At 73.9% G+C, this 23,224-nt stretch carries 18 protein-coding genes; 10 read left to right on the top strand and 8 right to left on the bottom strand.

What is annotated here, in order from left to right; genetic code table 11:
* Positions 1–13 precede the first annotated feature (13 nt).
* The 3 genes from AC07B0_RS09855 (at position 14) to AC07B0_RS09845 (ending at position 2,707) form a co-directional block, all read left to right on the top strand.
* On the top strand, positions 14–775 hold the full coding sequence (locus tag AC07B0_RS09855; RefSeq protein WP_478897512.1) for a class II aldolase/adducin family protein: 762 nt from the start codon (positions 14–16) through the stop codon (positions 773–775).
* A 102-nt stretch (positions 776–877) separates the two neighbouring features.
* Positions 878–2,143: a hypothetical protein gene (locus tag AC07B0_RS09850; protein ID WP_356870911.1), complete on the top strand. Its 1,266-nt coding sequence runs from the start codon at positions 878–880 to the stop codon at positions 2,141–2,143.
* 24 nt (positions 2,144–2,167) lie between these two features.
* Positions 2,168–2,707 carry a DoxX family protein gene (locus AC07B0_RS09845; protein ID WP_478897511.1) on the top strand — a complete coding sequence of 180 codons (540 nt, stop codon included), beginning with the start codon at positions 2,168–2,170 and terminating at the stop codon, positions 2,705–2,707.
* Here the strand turns inward: AC07B0_RS09845 and AC07B0_RS09840 are convergent.
* Positions 2,629–2,877: a hypothetical protein gene (locus AC07B0_RS09840; RefSeq protein ID WP_356870907.1), complete on the bottom strand. Its 249-nt coding sequence runs from the start codon at positions 2,875–2,877 to the stop codon at positions 2,629–2,631. The genes AC07B0_RS09845 and AC07B0_RS09840 overlap by 79 nt on opposite strands.
* On the bottom strand, positions 2,864–4,153 hold the full coding sequence (locus tag AC07B0_RS09835; protein WP_356870905.1) for a PspC domain-containing protein: 1,290 nt from the start codon (positions 4,151–4,153) through the stop codon (positions 2,864–2,866). The genes AC07B0_RS09840 and AC07B0_RS09835 overlap by 14 nt, the downstream gene beginning before the upstream one ends.
* Before the next feature lie 131 nt (positions 4,154–4,284).
* Between AC07B0_RS09835 and AC07B0_RS09830 the strand changes: the two genes are divergently transcribed.
* From AC07B0_RS09830 to AC07B0_RS09820, 3 genes are all read left to right on the top strand, one after another.
* Positions 4,285–5,580, top strand: coding sequence for a PspC domain-containing protein (locus AC07B0_RS09830; RefSeq protein ID WP_356870903.1), 1,296 nt, complete (start codon positions 4,285–4,287; stop codon positions 5,578–5,580).
* A complete protein-coding gene (locus tag AC07B0_RS09825) occupies positions 5,577–6,266 on the top strand; it encodes a response regulator transcription factor (RefSeq protein WP_356870901.1) in 690 nt (229 codons plus the stop codon). The genes AC07B0_RS09830 and AC07B0_RS09825 overlap by 4 nt, the downstream gene beginning before the upstream one ends.
* Positions 6,267–6,357: 91 nt before the next feature.
* On the top strand, positions 6,358–7,470 hold the full coding sequence (locus tag AC07B0_RS09820) for an alpha/beta hydrolase (RefSeq protein WP_356870899.1): 1,113 nt from the start codon (positions 6,358–6,360) through the stop codon (positions 7,468–7,470).
* 12 nt (positions 7,471–7,482) lie between these two features.
* Here the strand turns inward: AC07B0_RS09820 and AC07B0_RS09815 are convergent, their stop codons facing one another.
* Positions 7,483–8,538: a C40 family peptidase gene (locus AC07B0_RS09815; RefSeq protein ID WP_478897508.1), complete on the bottom strand. Its 1,056-nt coding sequence runs from the start codon at positions 8,536–8,538 to the stop codon at positions 7,483–7,485.
* A gap of 108 nt (positions 8,539–8,646) precedes the next feature.
* Positions 8,647–9,003: a hypothetical protein gene (locus tag AC07B0_RS09810; protein ID WP_356870895.1), complete on the bottom strand. Its 357-nt coding sequence runs from the start codon at positions 9,001–9,003 to the stop codon at positions 8,647–8,649.
* 673 nt (positions 9,004–9,676) lie between these two features.
* On the opposite strand from AC07B0_RS09810, the gene pcrA reads away from it, so the two are divergent.
* Positions 9,677–12,202 carry a DNA helicase PcrA gene (pcrA, locus tag AC07B0_RS09805; protein ID WP_467294749.1) on the top strand — a complete coding sequence of 842 codons (2,526 nt, stop codon included), beginning with the start codon at positions 9,677–9,679 and terminating at the stop codon, positions 12,200–12,202.
* A gap of 87 nt (positions 12,203–12,289) precedes the next feature.
* On the opposite strand, the gene AC07B0_RS09800 is transcribed toward pcrA, so the two are convergent.
* Positions 12,290–13,885 (bottom strand): peptidoglycan DD-metalloendopeptidase family protein, encoded by a 1,596-nt coding sequence (locus AC07B0_RS09800; protein ID WP_478897506.1) that lies wholly within the window; start codon positions 13,883–13,885, stop codon positions 12,290–12,292.
* A 318-nt stretch (positions 13,886–14,203) separates the two neighbouring features.
* Complete coding sequence (locus AC07B0_RS09795; protein WP_478897504.1) at positions 14,204–15,142, bottom strand: esterase/lipase family protein; 939 nt, start codon at positions 15,140–15,142, stop codon at positions 14,204–14,206.
* Positions 15,143–15,352: 210 nt separating this feature from the next.
* On the opposite strand from AC07B0_RS09795, the gene AC07B0_RS09790 reads away from it, so the two are divergent.
* Positions 15,353–15,754, top strand: a complete 402-nt coding sequence (locus tag AC07B0_RS09790) for a coenzyme B12-dependent isobutyryl CoA mutase small subunit (protein ID WP_469376439.1) — start codon at positions 15,353–15,355, stop codon at positions 15,752–15,754.
* A gap of 506 nt (positions 15,755–16,260) precedes the next feature.
* Here AC07B0_RS09790 and AC07B0_RS09785 read toward each other — a convergent pair.
* Together AC07B0_RS09785 and AC07B0_RS09780 are read right to left on the bottom strand one after the other, a co-directional pair.
* On the bottom strand, positions 16,261–17,811 hold the full coding sequence (locus AC07B0_RS09785; protein WP_478897603.1) for a DUF5691 domain-containing protein: 1,551 nt from the start codon (positions 17,809–17,811) through the stop codon (positions 16,261–16,263).
* Positions 17,812–18,049: 238 nt separating this feature from the next.
* On the bottom strand, positions 18,050–19,396 hold the full coding sequence (locus AC07B0_RS09780; protein ID WP_478897502.1) for an SWIM zinc finger family protein: 1,347 nt from the start codon (positions 19,394–19,396) through the stop codon (positions 18,050–18,052).
* Between the two features lie 134 nt (positions 19,397–19,530).
* On the opposite strand from AC07B0_RS09780, the gene AC07B0_RS09775 reads away from it, so the two are divergent.
* Positions 19,531–20,637: an ATP-binding protein gene (locus AC07B0_RS09775; protein ID WP_356870883.1), complete on the top strand. Its 1,107-nt coding sequence runs from the start codon at positions 19,531–19,533 to the stop codon at positions 20,635–20,637.
* Positions 20,634–23,012 (top strand): DUF5682 family protein, encoded by a 2,379-nt coding sequence (locus tag AC07B0_RS09770; protein ID WP_478897500.1) that lies wholly within the window; start codon positions 20,634–20,636, stop codon positions 23,010–23,012. The genes AC07B0_RS09775 and AC07B0_RS09770 overlap by 4 nt, the downstream gene beginning before the upstream one ends.
* Positions 23,013–23,224: the final 212 nt, after the last annotated feature.

Raw genomic sequence — 23,224 nt, 5'->3', positions numbered from 1 at the left:
CGAAGGAGGGGTCATGCCGGATCAGCCCGAGCCCGTACCCGTGGACCGGCTGCGGTTCGAGATGCCGCCCGTCCACGAGGACCCGGCCGCGGAGCGCGCCCACCGCAAGGAGCGGCTCGCCGGGGCGCTGCGGCTGTTCGCGAGGCTCGGGTACGAGGACGGGGTCGCCGGGCACGTCACGGCGCGCGACCCGGAGTTCGAGGACTGCTACTGGGTCAACCCCTTCGGCCGGGCCTTCGCCGGCATCGGCCCCCGGGACCTGCTGCTGGTCGACGGGGACGGGCGGGTCGTCCACGGGGAACGCCGGGTCAACCAGCTGGCCTTCGCCGTGCACGCGGCCGTGCACCGGGCCCGCCCCGAGGCGGTGGCGGTCGTCCGTACGCAGGCCCCGTACGGCCGCGCGCTGGCCTGCCTCGGTGAGCTGCTCGCCCCCGTCACGCACGAGGCCTGTGCCTTCTACGGGGACCACGCCCTCCTCGACGAATACGCGGGAGCCGACGACGCAGGGCGGATCGCCCGCGCGCTCGGCCCGTACAAGGCGCTGATCCTGCGCCACCACGGGCTGCTGACGGTCGGTACCTCGGTGGACGCCGCCGCGTGGTGGTTCGTCGCGGCCGAGCGGGCGGCGCAGGTCCAGCTGATCGCCCGGGCGGCCGGGAAACCGGTACCGATCGAGCACCGCGACGCGGTGGCCACGCACGAGCGGTTCGGCGGCGATCTGGCGGCGTGGGTGAGCTTCCAGCCGCTGTGGCAGACGGTGGCGTCAACATCATGAACGGACAATCACCTGCTCTGACATCGTGCGCAATCCGGAGCACTGCCGCAGTGGTGCACAATTCGCTGGCATTGCACCGGAGTTCAGAGAGGCGGCACGCACGTGGCTGTCCAAGAGATCCCCCGAAGTACCCACGGCGGCGCCTGCACCTGCGACGACTGCCCGCACGGCGCACGGGAGGGACACCGCCGGGCGGTGGCCGCCTTCCTGGAGAAACGCGACGAGTTCGCCGCCGGCCAGGGGGTGCCGGCCGCCGTGGCCCACTCCCTCGGCGCCTCCCGCCAGTGGGTTTCCGACGAACTGACCCTGTCCGCCCGCACGGCCGCCGACCGCGGCCGCGAGGCCGGGCACTCCTGGCTGTACCTGCTCTCCCGGCGGGCCGTCCTCGGGCTGTGGATCGCCGCCGGGGTGCTGCTGGTGGTCCAGGTCGGCACCGCGCTCGGCACCGGCTGGTCCACCGCCCGCACCGCAGGGCTGCTGGCCGTCATCGCCCTGGCCGGGCTGCTCACCGTCGCCGCCCGCGCCCAGTCGCTGCGCGGCGGACTGCTGGCCCCGCTGGTCGGCGAGGACAACCGGCTGTCCACCTCCAAGGCCGTCCCGGCCGCCTGGCTGGTGCTGACGGCGTTCGCCGCGCTGCTGCCCGCGCTGCGGCTCGCCGCCTCCGCACCCGGCCCCGAACGGGACGCCCTCTACGCCGGGCTGGCGCTCGGCCGGGCGCTGCCGCTGCTGGCCGTCCTCGGACTGACCTCCGGTGTCGCGGTGCTGGTGCGCCGGGTGGTCACCGTACGGATCATGAACCAGCGGCTTCAGAAGCTCCCGGCGGACCGGCCCGCGGGCGCCGACCTGCTGACCGACGACGCCGGCCGGGGCAGCTTCCCGGACGCCCAGTACGTCCTGGTCTCCACGGTCGTGCTGGCGTACGCGGCCGTCACGCTGGCCCGCTTCCCCGACCGGCTGCCCCGGCTGCCGTGGTCGCTCGCCCTGCTCGTCGCCCTGTCGGCGGTCGTCTACCTGGCCGCGAAGTACGCCGAGGGCAGCCGCCCGCTCGTGCTGTCGGTGGTGCGCAGACGGGAACCCGGGGACCTGGACGCCGCCGTCCGCCCCGGGGACGACATCGAGATCCGCGGCGTGGGCTTCGTGCCGCCCGGGGCGCAGACCCCCGAGATGCTGGCCCGGCTGGTCGTACGGATCGGGGCGGTGCACGTCCACGTGCCGCTCGTGCCGGTGGCGGGCGGCTTCACCAACCCGTCGGACGCGGTGCTGACGGTGCCGGTCCCCGCCGAAGTGGAACCGGGGCGCACCGACGTCCAGGTGGTCACGGCGGCAGGAGTGGAATCGAACCGCTACAGCATCGACGTGGCGGAGTGAACGGGGACGGGGTATGCATGGGACGTGACCCGAACTGACGTCCTTTCCGATACTCCGTCCGGTACTCCGTCCGGTCTTCGGGACCGCGCCGCGCAGTACGCACTCCTCCCCCTGCGGATCTTCCTCGGCGTGACCTTCGTCTACGCGGGTCTGGACAAGCTGACCGACTCCGCGTTCCTGTCCGCCACCGGCGACGGTTCCATCGGCGACCTGATGCGTGGAGTGCGCGACACCTCCGCGATCCCCGCCCTGGTCGACCTGGCCCTGAAGGCACCCGTCGGCTTCGCCGTGGTGCTGGCCGTCGGCGAACTCCTGGTGGGCCTCGCCACCCTGGCCGGACTGCTGACCCGGGTCGCGGCCGCCGGCGGGGCGCTGATCGCGCTCAGCCTGTGGCTCACGGTCTCCTGGGCGGTCACCCCGTACTACTACGGCAACGACCTCGTCTACCTGATCGCCTGGCTCCCGCTGGTCCTCGCCGGGGCGCCCTACCTGTCGCTGGACGCCCTCCTGCGGCGCTCTCCCGGTTCGGCGAGCCGGTGGCGCCGGTCCCGGCGCACCGCGTAGGTCATCATGCCGACGAGCGCGGCGAGCGACAGCCCGCCGAAGGCCATCGGCACCACCAGGAACCACGGCACGTCGGCCTCGCCGGCCGCGTCGAGGAGGTAGAGCACCCCCGCCGTGATCAGGACCAGCCCGGCCAGCAGCCGTCCCGGCTGGAAGTCATGACGCCGCACGGGTCACCTCCACCTGTCCCACGGCCGCGCTCAGGCGCAGCTCGATCGTCCCCCCGGCCTCGGTGCCGGGGGAGGGTTGCAGCGTCGCCCCGCGGGTCTCGCCGCCGCTCCTGATCCGTACGTCCTCACCGGTGTCCCCGGGGAACTGGATGTCGCCGACCCGGACCGTGACGACGGCCTTCGCGGTGACCTCCCGGGGGAGGACCACCTTCAGCCGTCCTGCCTCGACGGACGCGCGGACGGACACGGTGGTGCCCTTCGGCACGTCCAGCCGGCTCAGGTCGAGCGTGGCCAGGCCGGTGCCCGTCGCGTACGAGGGCCGTACGTCGGCCACCGCGGCCGGCCGCCAGGCGACCTCCCGCCAGTCGGTGCCGATCTCCCGGGGCAGGGCGGTGGCCGCCGCGAGCAGGCCCGCGGTGATCAGTGCCAGCAGGACCGTGCCGAAGCCGGTGCGGCCCTTGACGGAGCTGACGGCGAGGCCCAGCCCGAAGACGGTGAGGGCGCAGGCGAGCCCCACCTGGAGGGCGTGCCCGAGGGCGCTGCCCTCCCACACCGCGGCGGTGCCGATGCCCCCGGCCAGCAGGGCCAGGACGAACACCCGGCCGCCGACGCCGCCGCGCCCCGCCGCCGGGGTGCCCGTTCGCGGCTCCTTCCGCGCCTTCCCCTTGGACGGCGCGGGGGTGTCGTCGGGCCCCCACAGGTAGCCGGTCGCGCCGACCGGACCGGTCGTACCGTCCTTCACCAGCGGGTCCCGCCACCAGGACGGGCTGCCGGGCACGGGCGGGGCCTGCGTCTCGGGCGGCGCCGGCCGGTGCGCTGCCGGCGCCTCGGCCTCGGGGGCGTAGGTGTGCCGGTGCCGCTGGGACCAGTACGAGGCCCCGCCGAGCGCCAGGATGACCAGGACCGAGAAGACCCCCATCACCCCGTTGTCGATCATCGACAGGAACAGGGCGCAGCCCACCAGCGCGCTGAACACCGCCGCCAGCGTGGCGCCTTCGACGCGGCCGGTCAGCAGCCGCTTGCCCTCGCTGTCCTCCTCGCCCTCCTGGGGCAGCAGCAGCCAGGCGAACCCGTAGAAGATCAGGCCGACGCCGCCGGTGACGGCGAGCACGCCGAGCACGATCCGGAACACCAGCGGATCCAGGTCGAAGTACCGGCCGAGGCCGCCGCACACGCCCGCGAGGACCTTGTCGCGCTTGCTGCGGCGCAGGGGAGGCCGTGGGGCCGCGGCGGGGGCCCCGGCATCCGCGGGCGGGGCGTCGTGTACTTCGGTCATGGCTCCATGGTGACGGCCCGCGGAGCCCCGCGGCACCGGGCCCGACCCTGGCGCAACCCTGATATCCCCCGGGCAGAACTGGGGGGATGCCCTGATGCCGCGCGTCCCGCGCACGTGTGACCATCGGTGACATGCCCGCAGCAGCCGCCACCCGCACCCCCCACGCACCGGACCCCGCCGATCCCGCGACCCCGCAGCGCCGCCTTTACCGCAGCGCCGACGGCCGGATGCTCGGCGGCGTCGCGCGCGGCCTCGCCGGGCACCTCGGGCTGCCCGTGCTCTGGGTCCGGCTCGCCTTCCTCGGCATGTTCATGTTCGGAGACGGGCTGGGGGTGCTGCTCTACGCGGCGTTCTGGGTGTTCGTACCGCTCGGCGTGGGCGGCCGCACCGGACACCACTCCTTCTTCGAGACCCTCCCCGACGGCTCCCGCCGGCTGCGCAAGCCCGGCAAGGGGCAGATCTCCGGGCTGATCGCCCTCGCCGTCGGCGCGGGAATCTTCTTCTCCCAGCTCCGCGTCGGCGGCGCGAACGGCCGCTACATCTGGCCGACCCTGCTCGTCGGCGCCGGCGTCGTCCTCGTCTGGCGCCAGGCCGACAACGCCCGCCGCGCCCACTGGAGCGCCGCCGCCGCCGGCCGGCCCGGACGCCTCTTCCAGGCCGTCCGGGCCCTCGCGGGCGTCGCCCTCGTCGGCGTCGGCCTGACCGTCTTCATCGTCGTACGGGGCTCCGCCGCCCAGCTCGGCAACGTCCTCACCGCCACCCTCGCCGTCCTCGTCGGCGTCGCCCTGCTCGCCGGACCCTGGCTGATCCGGATGACCCAGGACCTCTCCGAGGAACGCCTGATGCGCATCCGCGCCCAGGAACGCGCCGAGGTCGCCGCCCACGTACACGACTCCGTGCTGCACACCCTGACCCTGATCCAGCGCAACGCCGAGGACGTCGGCGAGGTCCGCCGCCTCGCCCGCGCCCAGGAACGCGAGCTGCGGAACTGGCTGTACAAGCCCGAGGGCACCGGCAAGGACGAGGCCGAGGAGCCCGCCACCCTCGCGGAGGCCGTGAAGAAGACCGCCGCCGAGGTGGAGGACCACCACGGCGTCCCCATCGAGGTCGTCGTCGTCGGCGACTGCCCCCTCGATGAGAAGCTGGCCGCACAGATCCAGGCCGCGCGCGAGGCGATGGTCAACGCGGCCAAGTACGGTGGCGAGGGGGGCCCGGTACAGGTCTACGCGGAGGTCGAGGGCAACACGGTCTTCGTGTCCGTACGCGACCGCGGACCGGGCTTCGACATCGACGCCGTACCGGACGACCGGATGGGCGTACGAGAATCGATCATCGGCCGGATGCAGCGCAACGGCGGGACCGCACGGCTGCGGTCCGCGCCCGACGGCGGCACGGAAGTCGAGCTGGAGATGGAGAGGGCGGCATGACCGAGGACAACGCGGTGACGGAGACCAGGCGGGTCCGGGTGGTGCTCGTCGACGACCACCGGATGTTCCGCACCGGCGTACAGGCCGAGATCGGGGAGACCGCGCGCACCGGAGTCGAGGTCGTCGGCGAGGCCGCCGACGTCGACCAGGCCGTCACGGTCATCACGGCCACCCGCCCCGAGGTGGTGCTCCTGGACGTGCACCTGCCCGGCGGCGGCGGCGTCGAGGTGCTGCGGCGCTGCGCCCCGCTGATGGCGGCGGCCGAGAACCCGGTGCGGTTCCTGGCCCTGTCGGTGTCGGACGCGGCCGAGGACGTCATCGGCGTCATCCGGGGCGGCGCCCGCGGGTACGTCACCAAGACGATCACCGGCACCGACCTGGTGGACTCGGTGTTCCGGGTGCAGGACGGCGACGCGGTGTTCTCGCCCCGGCTGGCCGGCTTCGTCCTGGACGCCTTCGCGTCGACGGACGCGCCGCCCGTGGACGAGGACATGGACCGGCTCACCCAGCGCGAGCGCGAGGTGCTCCGGCTGATCGCCCGCGGCTACGCGTACAAGGAGATCGCCAAGCAGCTGTTCATCTCGGTGAAGACCGTCGAATCGCACGTCTCGGCCGTCCTGCGCAAGCTCCAGCTGTCCAACCGCCACGAGCTGACCCGCTGGGCCACGGCCCGCCGCCTGGTCTGACGCACCGCCGCGCCGCCCGCCCGCGATGTGATCCACACCGCAGGCGGGCGGCGCAACCGGGGGACGGCGGTCCGCCCTCTTGGGGGGCGTGATGAGCCTGACGGGGACCCCCTTCTTCGCGGTCGCGGTCGCCCTGACCGCGATCGCCGTCGTCCTGCCGCTGGCCGTGTGGAGCAAGGTGCGCGGCCCCGCCGCCGCACGCGTCGCCACCCGCGCCCTGATGGTGGTCTTCGCCCAGGTCACCGCCGTGGTGCTGGTGTTCGTCGCGGTGAACCGGGAGATGAACTTCTACACCTCCTGGAGCGACCTCCTCGGCACCGGCTCCTACGTCACCGCCGCCCCCGACCTCGGCCCCGACGGGCTCGGCGGGAAGAAGGCCGAACAGGTCCGCGAAGAGCCCAAGGTCCGGCAGAAGTTCGAACCCGTCGACGGCCTCGGCGGACGCGTGCAGAAGACCGAGCTCGACGGGAAGATCTCCGGCGTCAAGGGCGACGTCATGGTGTGGCTGCCGCCGCAGTACGACGACCCCGCCTTCAAGGACAAGAAGTTCCCGGTGGTCGAACTGATCCCCGGCATCCCCGGGACGGGCAAGTCCTGGTTCCAGGGGCTCAAGGCCCACGAGGTCCTCGAACCGCTCATGAAGAGCGGCAAGGTCCAGCCGTTCATCCTCGTCTCGCCGCGCGCGATGCTCCTCGGCAACGCCGACACCGGCTGCGCCAACCTCCCCGGCAAGGTCAACGCCGACAGCTGGTTCAGCGTCGACGTCCGCAAGATGGTCACCGACAACTTCCGGACCTCGGACGAGGCCCGCACCTGGGGCGTGGCCGGGTACTCCGCCGGCGCGTACTGCGCCGCCAAGCTGGCGATCCTCCACCCCGACCGCTACGGCGCGGCCGTCTCGCTGTCCGGCTACAACGACCCCGGCCAGGAACCCTCCTCGCTGGTCGCCCAGGACCCGGAACTGCGCCGCACCCACAACCTCAAGCACCTGCTGGGCTCCGCACCCACCCCGCCGCCCGTGTCCCTGTGGATGTCGGGCGCCGAGCACGACGGCTACCTGTCCGGTACGGACCTCAAGGGCATCGCGAAGAACCCGACCGTGGTCCACGCGGAGAAGGTGACCGGCGGCCACAACCTCGACTCCTGGTCGAAGCAGCTCCCGCAGACCTTCGACTGGCTGAGCAGGACCGTCAAGGCGCCGTAGCCGCGGCCGTGTTCACGCGGGGCGGGAGGCGCCCGCCCAGGGCATGGAGTCGACCGGGGCGAGCCGGACGGTGGAACCGGGGCGCGGGGCGTGGATCATCTGGCCGTTGCCGACGTACATGCCGACGTGCGTGACCCCGGAGTAGAAGAAGACCAGGTCACCGGGGGCCAGTTGGCCGCGCGACACGCGCTGCCCGGCGTTGATCTGCGTGTAGGTGGTGCGGGGCAGGGACACCCCGGCCGCACGCCACGCCGCCTGCGTCAGACCGGAGCAGTCGAAGGAGCCCGGCCCCGTCGCGCCCCAGACGTACGGCTTGCCGATCGCCCCGTATGCGAAGGCCACGGCCCGGGCCGCGCGGGAGCCGTCGGCGGGCGCCGGGGGCGGGGGAGTGCCAGGCGTACCGGGCGCACCGGCGGGGGCGGACCCGGTCCCGGTCCGTGCCTCGTACGCGGCCCGCTCCTCGGCGGTGAGCCGGGCCAGCAGGCCCTTCGCGGTGCTGAGCTTGGCCTCGGCGGTGGCCTTGTGCCGGGCGATCTCGCCCTGCCGGGCGCGCAGGTCCGCGAGCCGTCCGGCGGCCTGGTCGCGCAGCCTGCCCACGTCGTCGAGGCCGCGGCGCACCGAGGACACGTGGGCGGCGGTGCGCTCGCCGGCCCGGGTCAGGAGCGAGGCCCGGTCGAGGTAGTCCTGCGGATCGGTGGCCATGGCCAGCTGGAGGGCGGGACCCAGGCCGCCGCTGCGGTACTGGGTGGCGGCGAGCGATCCGAGTGAGGTGCGGGCGGTGTTCAACCGGTCCGCGCGGCGGGCGGACTCCTCGCGCAGGCCGGTCAGCGCCCGCTCGGCCTCGTCGGCCTGCTCCTTCGCCCCGTTGTACCGCTCGGTCGCGGCCTCGGCCTCCTCGTACAGCCGGTCGACGTCCGCCTTGACCTGGGCGGGGGTCGGCGTGGGGTCGGCGTGGGAAGTGCCTTCGAAGGCGGTGGTGGTGGCAGCGCCCGCGAGGGCGAGCGTGGCGGCGGTCCGTACGGTGCCGCCGCTGAACGGGCGCTGCCTGGGCTTTCGATGACTGGCCACGGGGGCCTCACGTCCTTCCGTCGGTCTTGGGGGAGGACGCTAGACCCGAAGGTCACGGGACGATGACGAGATGGTCCGAAGTGGCCGTCTCCGACCGTGCTTGACCGGTCAGTGCCAGAGGACGGCGATAAAGATGTTGACCATGGTCAGTCCGCCGACCGTCGCGAAGAGGCGCTTGTCGACGTGCTCGTCGTCGCGCTTGACGTAGACGAGGGCCAGGATCACGAACAGGACCGCGAGCTTCACGCCGATCTTGACGTTGTTCAGCGCGGGGCCGTCGCCCATCTCGCGGAAGCCGACGAGCAGGACGCCCGTCACGAGCATGGTCAGCGCGCCGTGCAGCATCGCGGGCACGAAGCGGGCCGTGCCGGCGCTCATCGCCTTCATCTGGGTCAGGAAGCCGCCCAGCAGCGAGGCGATCCCGATGATGTGCAGGCCGACGAAGACATCGATGAGTACGTCCATGCGGTCGAGCGTACGGGGTGCCCTCCCGCCTCCCGACGGGGGACCTCGACGCCGGCGGAGGGCCCCCGATGGGGGCCTCGGCGGCCGGGGGAACAGGGCTGCGGGACGGAACTGGCCGTGGCCGCTTCGGTCCCGCCGGCCACCCTTCCGCGGCCTCCGCCGGCAGGCGAAGCTGGTGCACGTCACCGGGGGAAACCCCGCGGACACCACCTCGAAGCCGAAGAGACGTCACCGCGGGACGTACGGCAGGCGACGGGGAGGAATGCCCAGCACCTCACCTCGTACCGGAAGGACACCCTCGTCATGCGCACTGGACTCGTTCGGGCCGCCGCGGTTCTCGCCCTCACCCTCGGCATCACCGCCGTCGCCCCCACCGCCTCCGCGGTTCCCGCCACCAGGATCGTGAACGCCGGCTGACGCGGCGGGCCACCGCCACGCTCCGCCCCACTCGTACCGCCCAGCCCCGCCTCGCCCTGACCCGCCCCGCCCGCCGGTGAACCGCCGGCCGCCGGACGAAGGCCGCCACCCCACCGGACCGCTGTACCTGCAGGACAGCTGTCCCCGGCGACGCCCCGCACCAGGGCCCCACCCCGGCCTGCCGGGACCCAGGAATCCCGCCGGATTCCGGGGGACGGGACCGGCTGTCAGTCCCGCCCCCTAGACTCGGAAGGCGATGAGTAGCCTCTTTGACGACAGTTTCCTGGCGGACCTCACCCCCTCCGACGAGGTCCCGCCGCCGCCCGAGGAGCACGCGGCCCCGGAGCCGGACGCCGACGACCTCTTCGGAGGCCGCTTCGACGTACCCATGAGCGGCGACGCGTACTACCGGGACGGCGCGCCCAAGCCCGTCATCGACCCGGCGACGCTCCTCGAAGGACTGAACGAGGAGCAGGCCGCCGCCGTGGTGCACGCGGGATCGCCCCTGCTCATCGTGGCGGGCGCCGGTTCCGGCAAGACCCGGGTGCTCACCCACCGCATCGGCCACCTGCTGTCCGCGCGGAACGTCCACCCCGGCCAGATCCTGGCGATCACCTTCACCAACAAGGCCGCCGGCGAGATGAAGGAACGCGTCGAAGGCCTCGTCGGACCGCGCGCGAACGCCATGTGGGTGTCCACCTTCCACAGCGCCTGCGTCCGCATCCTGCGCCGCGAGTCCAAGCGCCTCGGCTTCACCTCGTCGTTCTCGATCTACGACGCCGCCGACTCCAAGCGCCTCATGGCGCTCGTCTGCCGCGACCTGGACCTGGACCCGAAGAAGTTCCCGCCCAAGTCCTTCAACGCCAAGATCTCGAACCTGAAGAACGAGCTGATCGACGAGGACGCCTTCGCCGGGCAGGCCGCCGACGGCTTCGAGAAGACCCTCGCCCAGGCGTACGCGATGTACCAGGGCCGGCTGCGCGAGGCCAACGCCCTCGACTTCGACGACATCATCATGACCACGGTCCACCTGCTCCAGGCGTTCCCCGAGGTCGCCGAGCACTACCGCCGCCGGTTCCGCCACGTCCTGGTCGACGAGTACCAGGACACCAACCACGCCCAGTACACGCTCGTGCGCGAGCTGGTCGGCACCGGCTACCCGGACCTGCCGCCCGCCGAACTGTGCGTGGTGGGTGACGCCGACCAGTCGATCTACGCCTTCCGCGGCGCGACCATCCGCAACATCCTCCAGTTCGAGGAGGACTACGCGGACGCGACGACGATCCTGCTGGAGCAGAACTACCGCTCCACCCAGACGATCCTGTCCGCCGCCAACGCGGTCATCGAGCGCAACGAGAACCGCCGCGCCAAGAACCTGTGGACCCAGGCCGGCACCGGCGCCGTGATCACCGGCTACGTCGCCGACACCGAACACGACGAGGCCCAGTTCGTCGCCGACGAGATCGACCGCCTCACCGACGCCGGTGACGCCAAGGCCGGCGACGTCGCGATCTTCTACCGGACCAACGCCCAGTCGCGCGTGTTCGAGGAGATCTTCATCCGTGTCGGACTGCCCTACAAGGTCGTCGGCGGCGTCCGCTTCTACGAGCGCAAGGAGGTCCGGGACGTCCTGGCCTACCTGCGCGTCCTGGCGAACCCCGAGGACAACGTCCCGCTCCGCCGGATCCTCAACGTGCCCAAGCGCGGCATCGGCGAGCGGGCCGAAGCGATGATCGACGCCCTCGCGATGCGCGAGAAGATCACCTTCCCGCAGGCGCTGAAGCGCGTCGACGAGGCCTTCGGCATGGCCGCCCGCTCCACCAACGCCGTCAAGCGGTTCAACGTGCTGATGGAGGAACTCCGCACCATCGTCGACTCGGGCGCCGGCCCGGCCGTGGTGCTGGAGGCCGTACTGGAACGCACCGGGTACCTCGCCGAACTCCAGGCCTCCACCGACCCGCAGGACGAGACCCGCATCGAGAACCTCCAGGAACTGGCGGCCGTCGCCCTCGAATTCGAGCAGGCGCGCGGCGAAGCGGCCGCCCCGGCCGGCGACGACACCGCCACCGCCGCCGCGGGTCCGGGCACCCTCGCCGAGTTCCTGGAGCAGGTCGCGCTCGTCGCGGACTCCGACCAGATCCCCGACGAGGACGAGGACGGCAGCGGCGTCATCACGCTCATGACCCTGCACACCGCCAAGGGCCTCGAATTCCCGGTCGTCTTCCTCACCGGCATGGAGGACGGGGTCTTCCCGCACATGCGCGCGCTGGGCCAGACCAAGGAACTGGAGGAGGAGCGCCGCCTCGCCTACGTCGGCATCACCCGCGCCCGCGAACGGCTGTACCTGACCCGCTCCGGCATGCGCAGCGCCTGGGGCACCCCCTCGTACAACCCGCCGTCGCGGTTCCTGGAGGAGATCCCCGCCGAATACCTCCAGTGGAAGCGGACGGGAGCCACCCAGAAGCCGGCCGGGCCGATGCGCGGCTCCGGGTACGGGTCCTCCGGTTCGAACTCCGGCAAGGCGACCTTCGGGACCTCGCCCGAGGCGTTCCTGTCCTCGTCCCGTACGAAGGGGGGCCCGTCGGGGTTCGCCACGCGCCGCGCCGCCGACAAGCCCGTCATCGCGCTGGCCGTCGGAGACCGGGTCACGCACGACCAGTTCGGCCTGGGCACGGTCATGGAGGTCAGGGGAGCCGGCGCGGACGCGCAGGCCACCATCGATTTCGGTGACGACAAGCCGAAGCGGCTGCTGCTGCGCTACGCACCGGTGCAGAAGCTGTAGCCGAAGGTCCCGCTGACGCGGGTCCCGCCGATGCGGGTCCTGCAGAAGTGGGTCCCGGGGAGCGGCGCCCCCTGCGGGGGGTGTCGGTTACCTCGGGTCCAGGCCGTGGCTGCGCAGCCACGCCAGCGGGTCGATCGCGGACCCGCCGCCCGGCCGGACCTCGAAGTGGAGGTGCGGGCCGGTGGAGTTGCCGGAGTTGCCCGAGTAGGCGATGACCTCGCCGGCCTTGACCTTGCCGGACCGGATCTTGGTGCTGCCGAGGTGGCAGTACCAGGTCTCGGTGCCGTCGGGCGAGGTCACTATGGCCATGTTCCCGTAGGCGCTGTTCCACTGGGTGCGCACGGTGCCGTCGGTGGCGGCCATGACCGGGGTTCCGTAGGAGACCGGGAAGTCGATGCCCGTGTGCACGGACATCCACATGCCGCCCGCCTGCCCGAAGCTGGCACTGAGGCCATGCTGCGCGACGGGGACCGCGAACTTGGGGCGGGCCGCTTCCTTGGCCGCGGCCTCCTCGGCCCGTTTCTTCTTCTCCTCCTCCTGGCGCTGGCGGAGGTCGATGCGTTCCTGGGTGCGGCTCGCGCGGTCCGCGAAGTCACCGGCGTCGGCGCTGAGCGCGGCCAGCTGCGTGTCGAGCTTGTTGTTCGCCGCGACCGGCTTCACCGAGGCGGGATCGGGCGCCGCCATCGTGGTGGTTTCCTCGGCGGGCTTCTCGGCGCCCCCGGTGAGTCCGCCGACCGAGGCGGCGGCCACTCCGGCGACCCCCATCACGCAGGCGGACGGCACGGCGACGGTCAGCAGGGCGGACCGCTTGGCCGGGGTGCGGCGGCGGTTGCTGCCGCCGGCGGCGGCACCCGTCTTGGCGGTGTTCGTCCTGGCGGCGGCCTTGGCCCCGGCCTTGCCGGCGCCCTTCGCAGCGGCCCGGCGCGCGGAGCGCGGCTCGCCCGGGGTGACCGGCATGGCCTGGGTGGGGAGGTCGTGCACGCCGTCGATGAACACCGGCTCGTTCGGGCCCGGCGGGGGCACCGTCTCGAAGACGGCCGTCTCGGCGGCGTGGAGGCCGCCGTCGGCGTACGGGTCGGCGTAGGACCCGCCGTACGGAGCCGCGTACGGATCGGTGTTGTCGGTGTTCTCGGTGTTCTCGGCGTGGTCCGCGGCCGGGACGACCGGGACGACGGTCGTGGCCTCGTAGCCGTAGCCCCCCGCGTCGGCGGTGACGCCCGAGTAGGCGTGGGCCGCGGTACCGGCGGGCGGTTCGGCGCCGCTGCCGTTCCAGGCGGTGGCGTCGTAGGTGCCGGTCTCCTGGCCGTAGCCGGGGAGGGTCCAGTGACCCGTCTGCTCCGAGGAGGCGGCGTCGTAGCCGAAGGGAGCCTGCTGGAAGCCGGAGCCGGACGTGCTCCAGGCGCTCGCGTCCCACTGGCCGGTGCCGTCGTCGGGGACGTTCTGGCTCGGGACGGTCGGCAGGTAGGTCTCCGGAGCGGCCCACGCAGTGGTGTCGTACGAACCGGTCGACTGGTAGGCGCCATAGGCGTCGTAGGTCCCGGCAGCCGCGTAGTCCGCGACGTATTGATAACCCTGACCCTGCGTTTCGTAGGAAACGTATGCCTGGTCACCAGCGAAAGTGGTGGTGGAAAGGCCGTCATACCCGTTCTCGGGGTACTGGCCCGACGTCGGGCGGTCGTTCACCAACTTCTCTTTCGCCTCGGCAGTGGGGGGCCTGGGTGGCCGGGGAACTCAAGGTTCACCGGAGGAGAGCAGTGGCGTGACTGTACCCGGCGGTTACTGGGGACGACAATCTTCGGCGGGTTCCGTTCTCACGGGAACGGGGCATTCGGCTGCCTTTCGGTCGCGGAAACACCGAGCCTTGGCCTTGAGTTCGAAATTCGTTCGACTGAGGTGGGGTGGAGGGCCGAACCCGGCTCCAGCAGCGGTCGTGGGCGGCGGGTCGCGCGCCACGGGTCGCGGGTCGGGGCCGCCGGGATCGCGGCGGGGGCCGTCGGGGAGTCAGATCGCCAGGCTCCGCCCGTCGGTTCCGGTTGAGGCGGTGGTGCCGGTCGTCGCGCCCTGGCCCTCGACGGGAGCGGGGGCGGTCGGGGCGGGGGAGGTGGCGGCCGCGAGGGCCGTGGGGGCCGTGGTGGCTGGCGTGGCTGTGGTGGCTGTGGTGGCCGTGGTGGCCGTGGTGTCGCTGACCGCGCCGTCCAGGGCGCGCCGGACGGCGGTGATGACGGCCGGATGCACCAGCAGGGCCAGGTGTCCGATCCCGGTGACCTGCACGTTCGTCGCATCCAGGTCCGGGTGTTCGATCCTGGCCGTCCCCGTCGGCGCCATCAGCGCGTCGAACTCGCTCCAGAAGGCCACGCACCGGGTCCGGCAGCCCGGCGACGGCGCGGCCAGCTCGGCCAGCACCTCCGATTCCGGGCGCATCTGCCGGACCAGGGGGTGCGCGTCCATGAAGGGCGCCACCCGCGTACCCGAATGAGGGGTGCCGAGCGTGACCAGCGTCCGCACCCGCGCATCGCCACCGAGCCGCTGTACGTAGTACCGGGCGACCAGACCGCCCAGGCTGTGCCCGACCAGGTCCACCCGGTCCTGCCCGCTGCGCTCGCACAGTTCCTCGACGCGGCGGGCGAGGTGGCGGGCGGTGACCCGCAGGTCCCGGGTGAAAGGGGAGTAGTTGTACGTCTCCACCCGGCGCCGGCCGTCCGCCCCGAGGGCGCGGCGCAACAGGACGAAGACCGACCGGTTGTCGGTGAACCCGTGGAGGAGCAGTACGGGCGGCCGCTGGCCGGACGGGTTCTGGGCCCCGCCGGACGCGGGAGGCTCCTCGCGGAGCCCGGTGGGATACAGCAGCAGGTGCCCGGCCAGCACCACGGCCTCCAGGACGGCGGCCCGGAGGGCGGCCCCGGTGCGTGACACGGGCAGCGGCGTGATCGACAGCCCCATGGACGGCCCTCCCCTGGACCTCTCGGGGACACGGCCGTGGCGCCGACGCGGCCCCGCCACCGTGCCGTGCGGCTGTCGGCGCGGTGGCGGGGCGACTCTGCGGTGATGAATCAACGGTGTCCCACGTGTGATTTCCCCCTCGTGATTGACCGCGAAACGGTGGTGTGCGCAATGCTGTACTTAACGTTCGTTCACTCGGGAGGCAGTGCGATGGGTGTGACCGGTCCGATCCGTGTGGTGGTGGCCAAGCCGGGTCTCGACGGCCACGACCGAGGCGCCAAGGTGATCGCACGTGCACTGCGGGACGCGGGCATGGAGGTCATCTATACCGGCCTCCACCAGACCCCCGAGCAGATCGTGGACACCGCCATCCAGGAGGACGCCGATGCGATCGGCCTCTCCATCCTGTCGGGGGCGCACAACACGCTGTTCGCGCGCGTGCTGGAACTCCTGAAGGAGCGGGAGGCGGAGGATATCAAGGTCTTCGGCGGCGGGATCATCCCGGAGGACGACATCGCTCCGCTCAAGGAGAAGGGCGTGGCCGAGATCTTCACCCCGGGCGCGACGACCACGTCGATCGTGGACTGGGTGACGGCGAACGTCCGCCAGTAACCTGGCCGGTTGGGGTTCGGGGTGGTCCTTGCCGTTGCCCTTGCCCTTGCCCTGGCCGGGCGGTTCGGGTGGTCGGGGTGTTGCCCTGGTGGGTCCGGGTGGCTGCGGGTGGGCTGTTGTCTTGGGCCGGGTGGTGGCTGCGGGTGGGGTGGGCGGGGGGGGGGGGGGGGGGGGGGGGGGGGGTTTTTTGGTGGGGGGGGGGGGGGGGGGGGGGGGGGGGGGGGGGGGGGCCGGGGGGGGGGGGTCGTCCGGGGCGGGCATGATTTATGGCGCCTCGTCCGGAGTGCCTTGTCGGGCGGGACAGGGCGCCAACAAATCACGTTTTAGCCCCGGCCGACCCCCCACCCCGTCCCCGCCCCCGGCCCGGGACGGTTCCAGGCCCGTTCAGCCTCCCCGGCCTACCTCGGGCCATATCCAGCCTCGCCGGCGTTTGAGGTGTGGGGGTTGAGTCCTCGGGTGGGGGGGCGGGCTCCGCTACTTCAGCCTCGGGGGTGATTGAGGTGGGGTCAGGGTGGTGGGGTGAGTTCGGTGAGCATGGTTGCGCGGAGGCGGAGGGTGGCGACCAGGCGTTGGAAGGCTTCCGCCCAGTACGCCGCCGCGCCCGGCGACGCGTCCGGCGGGTCCTGCGCGCCGGCGGTCAGCGCCTCCAGGTGCGAGGCCTCCGCAGGGTCCAGGCAGCGTTCCGCCAAGCCCATCACCCCGCTGAAGCTCCACGGGTAGCTGCCCGCCTCCCGCGCGGAGTCCAGCGCCTCCACCACCGCCCGGCCCAGCGCCCCGGACCACGGGACGACGCACACGCCGAGCAGCTGGAAGGCTTCCGAGAGCCCGTGGGCCCGTACGAACTCGGCCACCCACGCGGCCCGTTCCCCCTCGGGCAGGGTTTCGAGGAGTTTCGCCCGTTCGGCCAGCGACGCCGTGCCCGGGCCCGCCGCGGGGGGTGCGGACGCCGAGCCGAGCAGGGCCTTCGACCAGCGGGCGTCACCCTGCCGGACGGCGGCCCGGCACCACGCCGCGTGCAGTTCCTCCGCCCAGCCCTCCGCCACCGGCAGCGCCACGATCTCCGCCGGGCCGAGGCCGCCGAAGCGGTCCCGCCAGCAGTCCAGCGGTGCCGCCTCCACGAGCTGTCCGAGCCACCAGGCCCGTTCGCCCCGGCCGGCCGGAGGGCGCTTGACGACCCCGTCCCGCAGCATCCCGGCATCGCACTCCACGGGCGGGTTCACCGCCCCCGGGCCGACGCAGGCCAGCGCCCGCTCCGCCATCCGCCCGGCCAGCGCGGAGCCCGGCAGCGCGGACAGCAGTTCGGCCGCCGTCGCCCGGACGTTACGGCTCCGGTCGCCGAGAGCTGCCTCCAGGAAGGGCTCGTCCGCCTCCGACAGCCCCGCCCTCAGCGAGTCGAGGAACATCAGCCGGTCCTCGGCCCGTTCGGTGGCCCAGGTGGTGGCCAGCAGCCGCGGCGCGGCCTCCGCTTCGTGCGCCCGTACGGAGCCGAGCAGGGCGACCCGCTCGGCGAACAGCCCCTCCTCCCAGAGCCGGCCCACCGCCTCCCGGTCCGCGGGGTCGGGCAGTTCGCCCGCGCCCCCCGTCCCGCCGCGCAGCGCGAACCGCCAGTCGGGATTGAGCCGGGCCAGCCACAGGCCCCGCGCCCCGGCCAGGGCCAGCGCCTGCGGGCGCAGGTCGGTGCGGGCCCGGGCCGCGTCGAGCAGCGCCGGGACCAGCGCCGACGGCGCCCGGTAGCCGTGCCGGGCGGCCGTGGCGAGCCATTGCGGGAGCAGTTCCGTCAGATCGGGGGCGGCCCCCCGCCGCCCGCCGCCGCTGCCCGCGCCCGTGCGGCCCGCCAGCAGTTGGGCGAGCCGCCGCCGGGCCGCGTCCGGCGGTGCCGGACGCGGGTCCAGGGGCGCCGGCCGGGGCAGCCGGGCGGCCGGGGCCGGCCGGAGTCCGGCGCGGCGCCGCAGCGTCTGCACGGCCGCCGCGTCGAGCAGGGCCTGCGGTGAGCCGCCGCGCCGCTCGGTCCCGAGCAGCGCGGCGGCGACCAGTTCCTCCCAGTCCCCGGACTCCACGGTCCCCTTCCCGTCCTTCTTCTTCTCGTCTGCCTCGGCCGTGCCGTTCACCGGACCCCTCCCTCTTCGTGTTCCGTGCTCCGGTCCCGCCCCCTCCGCGGGACCGGAGCGTCTGCGTTCCGATCGGTCCGTGCCTCAGCTCGCGTGGTTGTCGTTCACAAAGCCCCCCGGCTTTCTCGTTGCTTCGCGGCGGCGCCCCCGCGCCGTCGCCCCCCGTTCCCCCGCGCCCCGCCCCGGGTCACCCCAGGGCGACCGGCTCCGCCCCCTGCGGATGCCATGCCGTCAGCGGGGTGAACCCGCGGTGACCGCACTCGCCGAACACCGTGACCGGGCCGCCGCCCGAAAGGGCGGCCAGCTGCCACAGTCCCGACCGCGAACGGCCTCCGGTGAGGTTCACCGGCAGTGCGGAAGCCCCCTCGGCGTCCGCGAGCTGCCAGCCCCCGTCGCCCGCTTCTCCCGGTATCGGGATCACCGGGCCCAGCACCACCGGCCACGACTCCAGCCACGGGTCCTCCCGCAGCGCGGTGCCGTAGGCCGCCAGCGCCTCCTCCGTGCCCACCCCGGCCGGAACCCGGGTGGCCGGTACCGCTGCCGCGAACCGTTCCCCCAGGTCGGCCCGCAGCCCCGCCGAGCCGGGCCGGAAGCGGGCTTCCGCCTCCAGCACCAGTCCGACCGGCAGCGCCAGCCCCGGCGGCCGGCCGGGCGGTCCGAAGTCCAGCACCAGGGCCGGACGCCCGCTCTCCAGCCCGTGCAGCCATATCCGGCGGGTGGTGAGCCGGCCGTCCGGGGACGCCGAGTCGTACTGGGCCAGTACGAGCCAGTGGTCCCGTACGGTCCGGCCCTCCGCCGAGGACGGCAGCCCCACCCGGCTCCGGACGGTCGCGGCCAGCGGCTCCGGCAGCCCGGACACCCCCAGCCAGGCCCTGTCCAGCAGGTGCAGCAGCGCGAACTCCTCAAGCATCCGGGCGGGCCAGCCGGGGCCGCAACCGGGTATTGTCCCCAACTCCCTTACCCGGGAGGCCAGTCCCGGCGCCTGGGCATCGACCATGCGGGCCGCCGTCTCCTCCCAGCCCGCGTACCCCGCCTGCTCCTGACCGGCCAGACCGCCGCGCAGCAGGTCCACGAGCCGCTGTTCCAGCTCGGTGACGCCCGCGCCGATCCGTTCCGCCCGCCGCTCCGCGCGGCGTCTCGCCCCCTCCTCGTCCACCGGTCTGCCCGTCGCGGCCGCCGGCCGGGTGGCCTTGGCCGCCCGCTCCGCCAGCCATTCCCCGGCCCAGTCCGGCGCCTCGCCCGGATCCCCCGTCCCCTCCGCCGCCCAGAGCAGCAGCAGCCCCAGCGCGTGCTTGCACGGGAACTTCCGGCTCGGGCAGGAGCACTTGTATGCCGGGCCCGTCAGGTCCACGACCGTCCGGTACGGCTTGCTGCCGCTGCCCTTGCACAACCCCCACACCGCACCGGAAGCGGAACCTCCGGTCTGCGACCACGGACCCGCCCCGCCCAGCCTGCCCCCCGCCTTGCGTGACGCATCGTCAGGAGCCAGAGCCAGTACCTGTTCCGCCGTCCAGCGAACCCCCTGCTCAGTCATGGGAACAACCGTAGGGACCCCCACTGACAATCGCTCTGACCTGCAACAACGGCTCAGGCGGGGGGTGTTGTCAGTGGCATGGTGCACCTTGGGTGCAGCAGCCGGAAGCGGCTGGAGAGCATTGGAGGGGGACCATGACCACGCCCGAGAACGAAGGCCGTACAGAAGCCCTGCGACCGCACGCCGAGGACGCCTTCGCCCACGAACTGAAAGCCCTGGCGGTCGCCGACGACCGCCCCCGTCCCACCCGCTGGAAGCTCTCCCCGTGGGCCGTGGCGACCTACCTGCTCGGCGGCACGCTCGACGACGGAACCGTCATCACGCCCAAGTACGTCGGCCCGCGCCGCATCGTCGAGGTCGCCGTCACCACGCTCGCCACCGACCGCGCCCTGCTCCTGCTCGGCGTCCCCGGAACCGCCAAGACATGGGTCTCCGAACACCTCGCCGCGGCCGTCAGCGGAGACTCGACCCTCCTCGTCCAGGGCACCGCCGGCACCCCCGAGGAAGCCATCCGCTACGGCTGGAACTACGCCCGCCTCCTCGCCCACGGACCGAGCCGCGAAGCCCTCGTCCCCAGCCCCGTCATGCGGGCCATGGCCGACGGCATGACCGCCCGCGTCGAGGAACTCACCCGCATCCCCGCCGACGTCCAGGACACCCTCATCACCGTCCTGTCCGAGAAGACGCTCCCGATACCGGAGCTCGGCCAGGAGGTGCAGGCCGTGCGCGGCTTCAACCTCATCGCCACCGCCAACGACCGCGACCGCGGGGTCAACGAGCTCTCCAGCGCGCTGCGCCGCCGCTTCAACACCGTGGTCCTGCCGCTGCCCGCCACCGCGGACGCCGAGGTCGACATCGTCGCCCGCCGCGTCGACCAGATGGGCCGCTCCCTCGACCTGCCGGCCGTGCCCGAGGGCCTGGAGGAGATCCGCCGGGTCGTCACCGTCTTCCGCGAGCTGCGCGACGGGGTGACCGGCGACGGCCGTACGAAGGTGAAGTCGCCCAGCGGCACCCTCTCCACCGCCGAGGCCATCTCCGTCGTCACCGGCGGGCTCGCCCTCGCCGCCCACTTCGGGGACGGCGTCCTGCGCCCGTCCGACGTGGCCGCCGGGATCATGGGCGCCGTCGTCCGCGATCCGGCCGCCGACCGGGTCGTCTGGCAGGAGTACCTGGAGGCCGTGGTCCGCGAGCGGGACGGCTGGAAGGACTTCTACCGCGCCTGCCGGGAGGTCTCGGCATGAGTCCGGCAGCCAAGGGGCCGCTCCTGCTGGGCGTCCGGCACCACGGGCCGGGCTCGGCGCGCGCGGTGCGGGCCGCGCTCGACGCGGCGCAGCCGCGGGCCGTCCTGATCGAGGGCCCGCCCGAGGGGGACGCCTTGCTGCCGCTGGCGGCCGAGCCCGGGATGCGCCCGCCCGTTGCCCTGCTCGCGCACGCCGCCGACGATCCGGGCCGGGCCGCGTTCTGGCCGCTGGCCGCCTTCTCCCCGGAGTGGGTCGCGATCCGCTGGGCGCAGGCCCGGGACGTGCCGGTGCGGTTCATCGACCTGCCGGCCGCGCAGACGCTGGCCGTGCCGGTCCCGGACGCGGAGCCCGGAGGGGAGGGCGGCCCGGAGTCCGGCGGGGTGCCCGGAGGGGAGTCTGGCGGGGAGGGAGTCGGGGACGTCCGGCTGGATCCGCTCGCGGTGCTGGCCGCGACCGCCGGGTACGACGACCCCGAACGCTGGTGGGAGGACGTGGTCGAGCACCGCGGGACCGGGGCGGTCCGGAACCCGTCGGCCGCGTTCGAGGCCCTCGCGGAGGCCATGAGGGCCCTGCGCGAGGCCTACGGGGACGGCGGCCATCCGCGCGACGCGGTCCGCGAGGCGCACATGCGGCAGCGGATGCGGGCCGCCCGCCGGGAGTTCGGCGACGACTACGCCGTGGTCTGCGGGGCCTGGCACGTCCCGGCGCTGGCGGCCCGGACCACGGCGGCCGCCGACAAGGCCCTGCTGGCCGGCCTGCCCAAGGTCAAGGTGGAGACCACCTGGGTGCCCTGGACCCACCGCAGGCTCGCCCGGGCCGGCGGGTACGGCGCGGGCATCACCTCCCCGGGCTGGTACGCCCACCTGTTCGCGGCCCGCGACCGGCCCGTGGAACGCTGGCTGACCAAGGTCGCCGGCCTGCTGCGGGAGGAGGACTTCCAGGTCTCCTCCGCCCACGTCATCGAGGCGGTCCGGCTGGCCGGGACCCTGGCCGCCGTGCGCGGCCGCCCGCTGCCGGGACTCGCGGAGACCCTGGAGGCGGTGAGGGCCGTCATGTGCGACGGCTCCGACGTACCGCTCGCGCTGGTCGAGGACCGGCTCGTGGTCGGGGACGTCCTCGGCGAGGTCCCGGACGCGGCGCCCGTCGTACCGCTCCAGCGGGACCTCACCCGCAGCCTGCGTTCGCTGCGGCTCAAGGCCGAGGCGCAGCAGCGCGAGCTGGAACTCGACCTGCGCAAGGACACCGACGCGGCCAAGTCCCTGCTGCTGCACCGGCTGCGGCTGCTCGGGATCGACTGGGGCGTTCCCGTCGCCTCCCGGGGGAGCACCGGGACCTTCCGGGAGACCTGGCGGCTCCGCTGGGAGCCGGAGCTGTCGGTACGGGTCGCGGAGGCCGGGATCTGGGGCACCACCGTCCTCGGGGCGGCCACCGCCAAGGCCGAGGCCGACGCGGCCGGGGCCGAGGAGCTGGGCGAGGTCACGGCGCTGGCCGAGCGGTGCCTGCTGGCCGGGCTGTCGCGGGCGCTGCCGGCGGTGCTGAAGGCGCTCGCCGACCGGGCGGCGCTCGACACCGATGTGGCGCGGCTCGCCAAGGCGCTGCCCGCGCTGGCCCGTTCACTGCGGTACGGGGACGTACGGGGTACCGACGCGGCGGCTCTCGGCACGGTCGCCGCCGGGCTGGCCGAGCGCATCTGCGTGGCGTTGCCGCCCGCCTGCGGGGCCGGGCTGGACGCCGACGGGGCGGCGGAGCTGCGCCGGCACGTCGACGGGGTGCACGGGGCGGTCGGCCTGCTGGCGGACGCGGAGGAGGCCGGGGGGCTGCGCGAGCGCTGGTCGGCGGTGCTGCGGACGCTGGCCGGCCGGGACAGCGTGCCCGGGCTGATACGCGGCCGGGCCGCGCGGCTGCTGCTGGACGAGGGCCGGCTCGAAGCCGAGGAGACGGCGCGGCTGATGGGGCTCGCCCTGTCACCGGCGTCCGCCCCGGCCGACGCGGCGGGCTGGATCGAGGGGTTCGCCGGGGGGAGCGCGGGCGGCGGCACGCTGCTCGTCCACGACGACCGGCTGCTGGGCCTGATCGACGCGTGGCTGGTGTCGGTGCCGGAGAGCGCCTTCATCGACGTGCTGCCGCTGCTGCGGCGGACGTTCGGGGCGTACGAGCCGGGGGTGAAGCGGACCCTGGGCGAACTGGTGCGGCGCGGTCCCGGGGGCGGACCGTCGGCCGCCGCCGGTCCCGCAGGGGCCCCGGCGGGCTTCGCCCCGGAACTGGACGCCGCCCGCGCGGACGCGGTGGCCGGGCTGGTCCGGATGCTGCTGGCCGCGGCCGAGGAGGGGGCCGCGTCCCCGGCCGGCCCGACCCCGATCCCGGCACCGGCTTGAGGAACGGCCGGCCGGGCGGGACGCGGGCGCTTGCCCCGGCCGTCCCGGATGCGGCCGGGGAAGCGGTGCGGTACGTGGTCGGTGCCGGTGAGGGCCGGCCGGGTGACGGCCGGACCGGGCGGTCGGCGGGCCCCTGACAGCAGTGCAGGGTGCCGAGCGGGGGCGGGGTGAGCGGCGGGGGGCGGGACAGGAAGGGGCCGGTGGCGGGTCGG

It is taken from the genome of Streptomyces sp. NPDC044704, from assembly GCF_056433525.1.
This window is presented reverse-complemented; position numbering and strand designations above follow the sequence as displayed.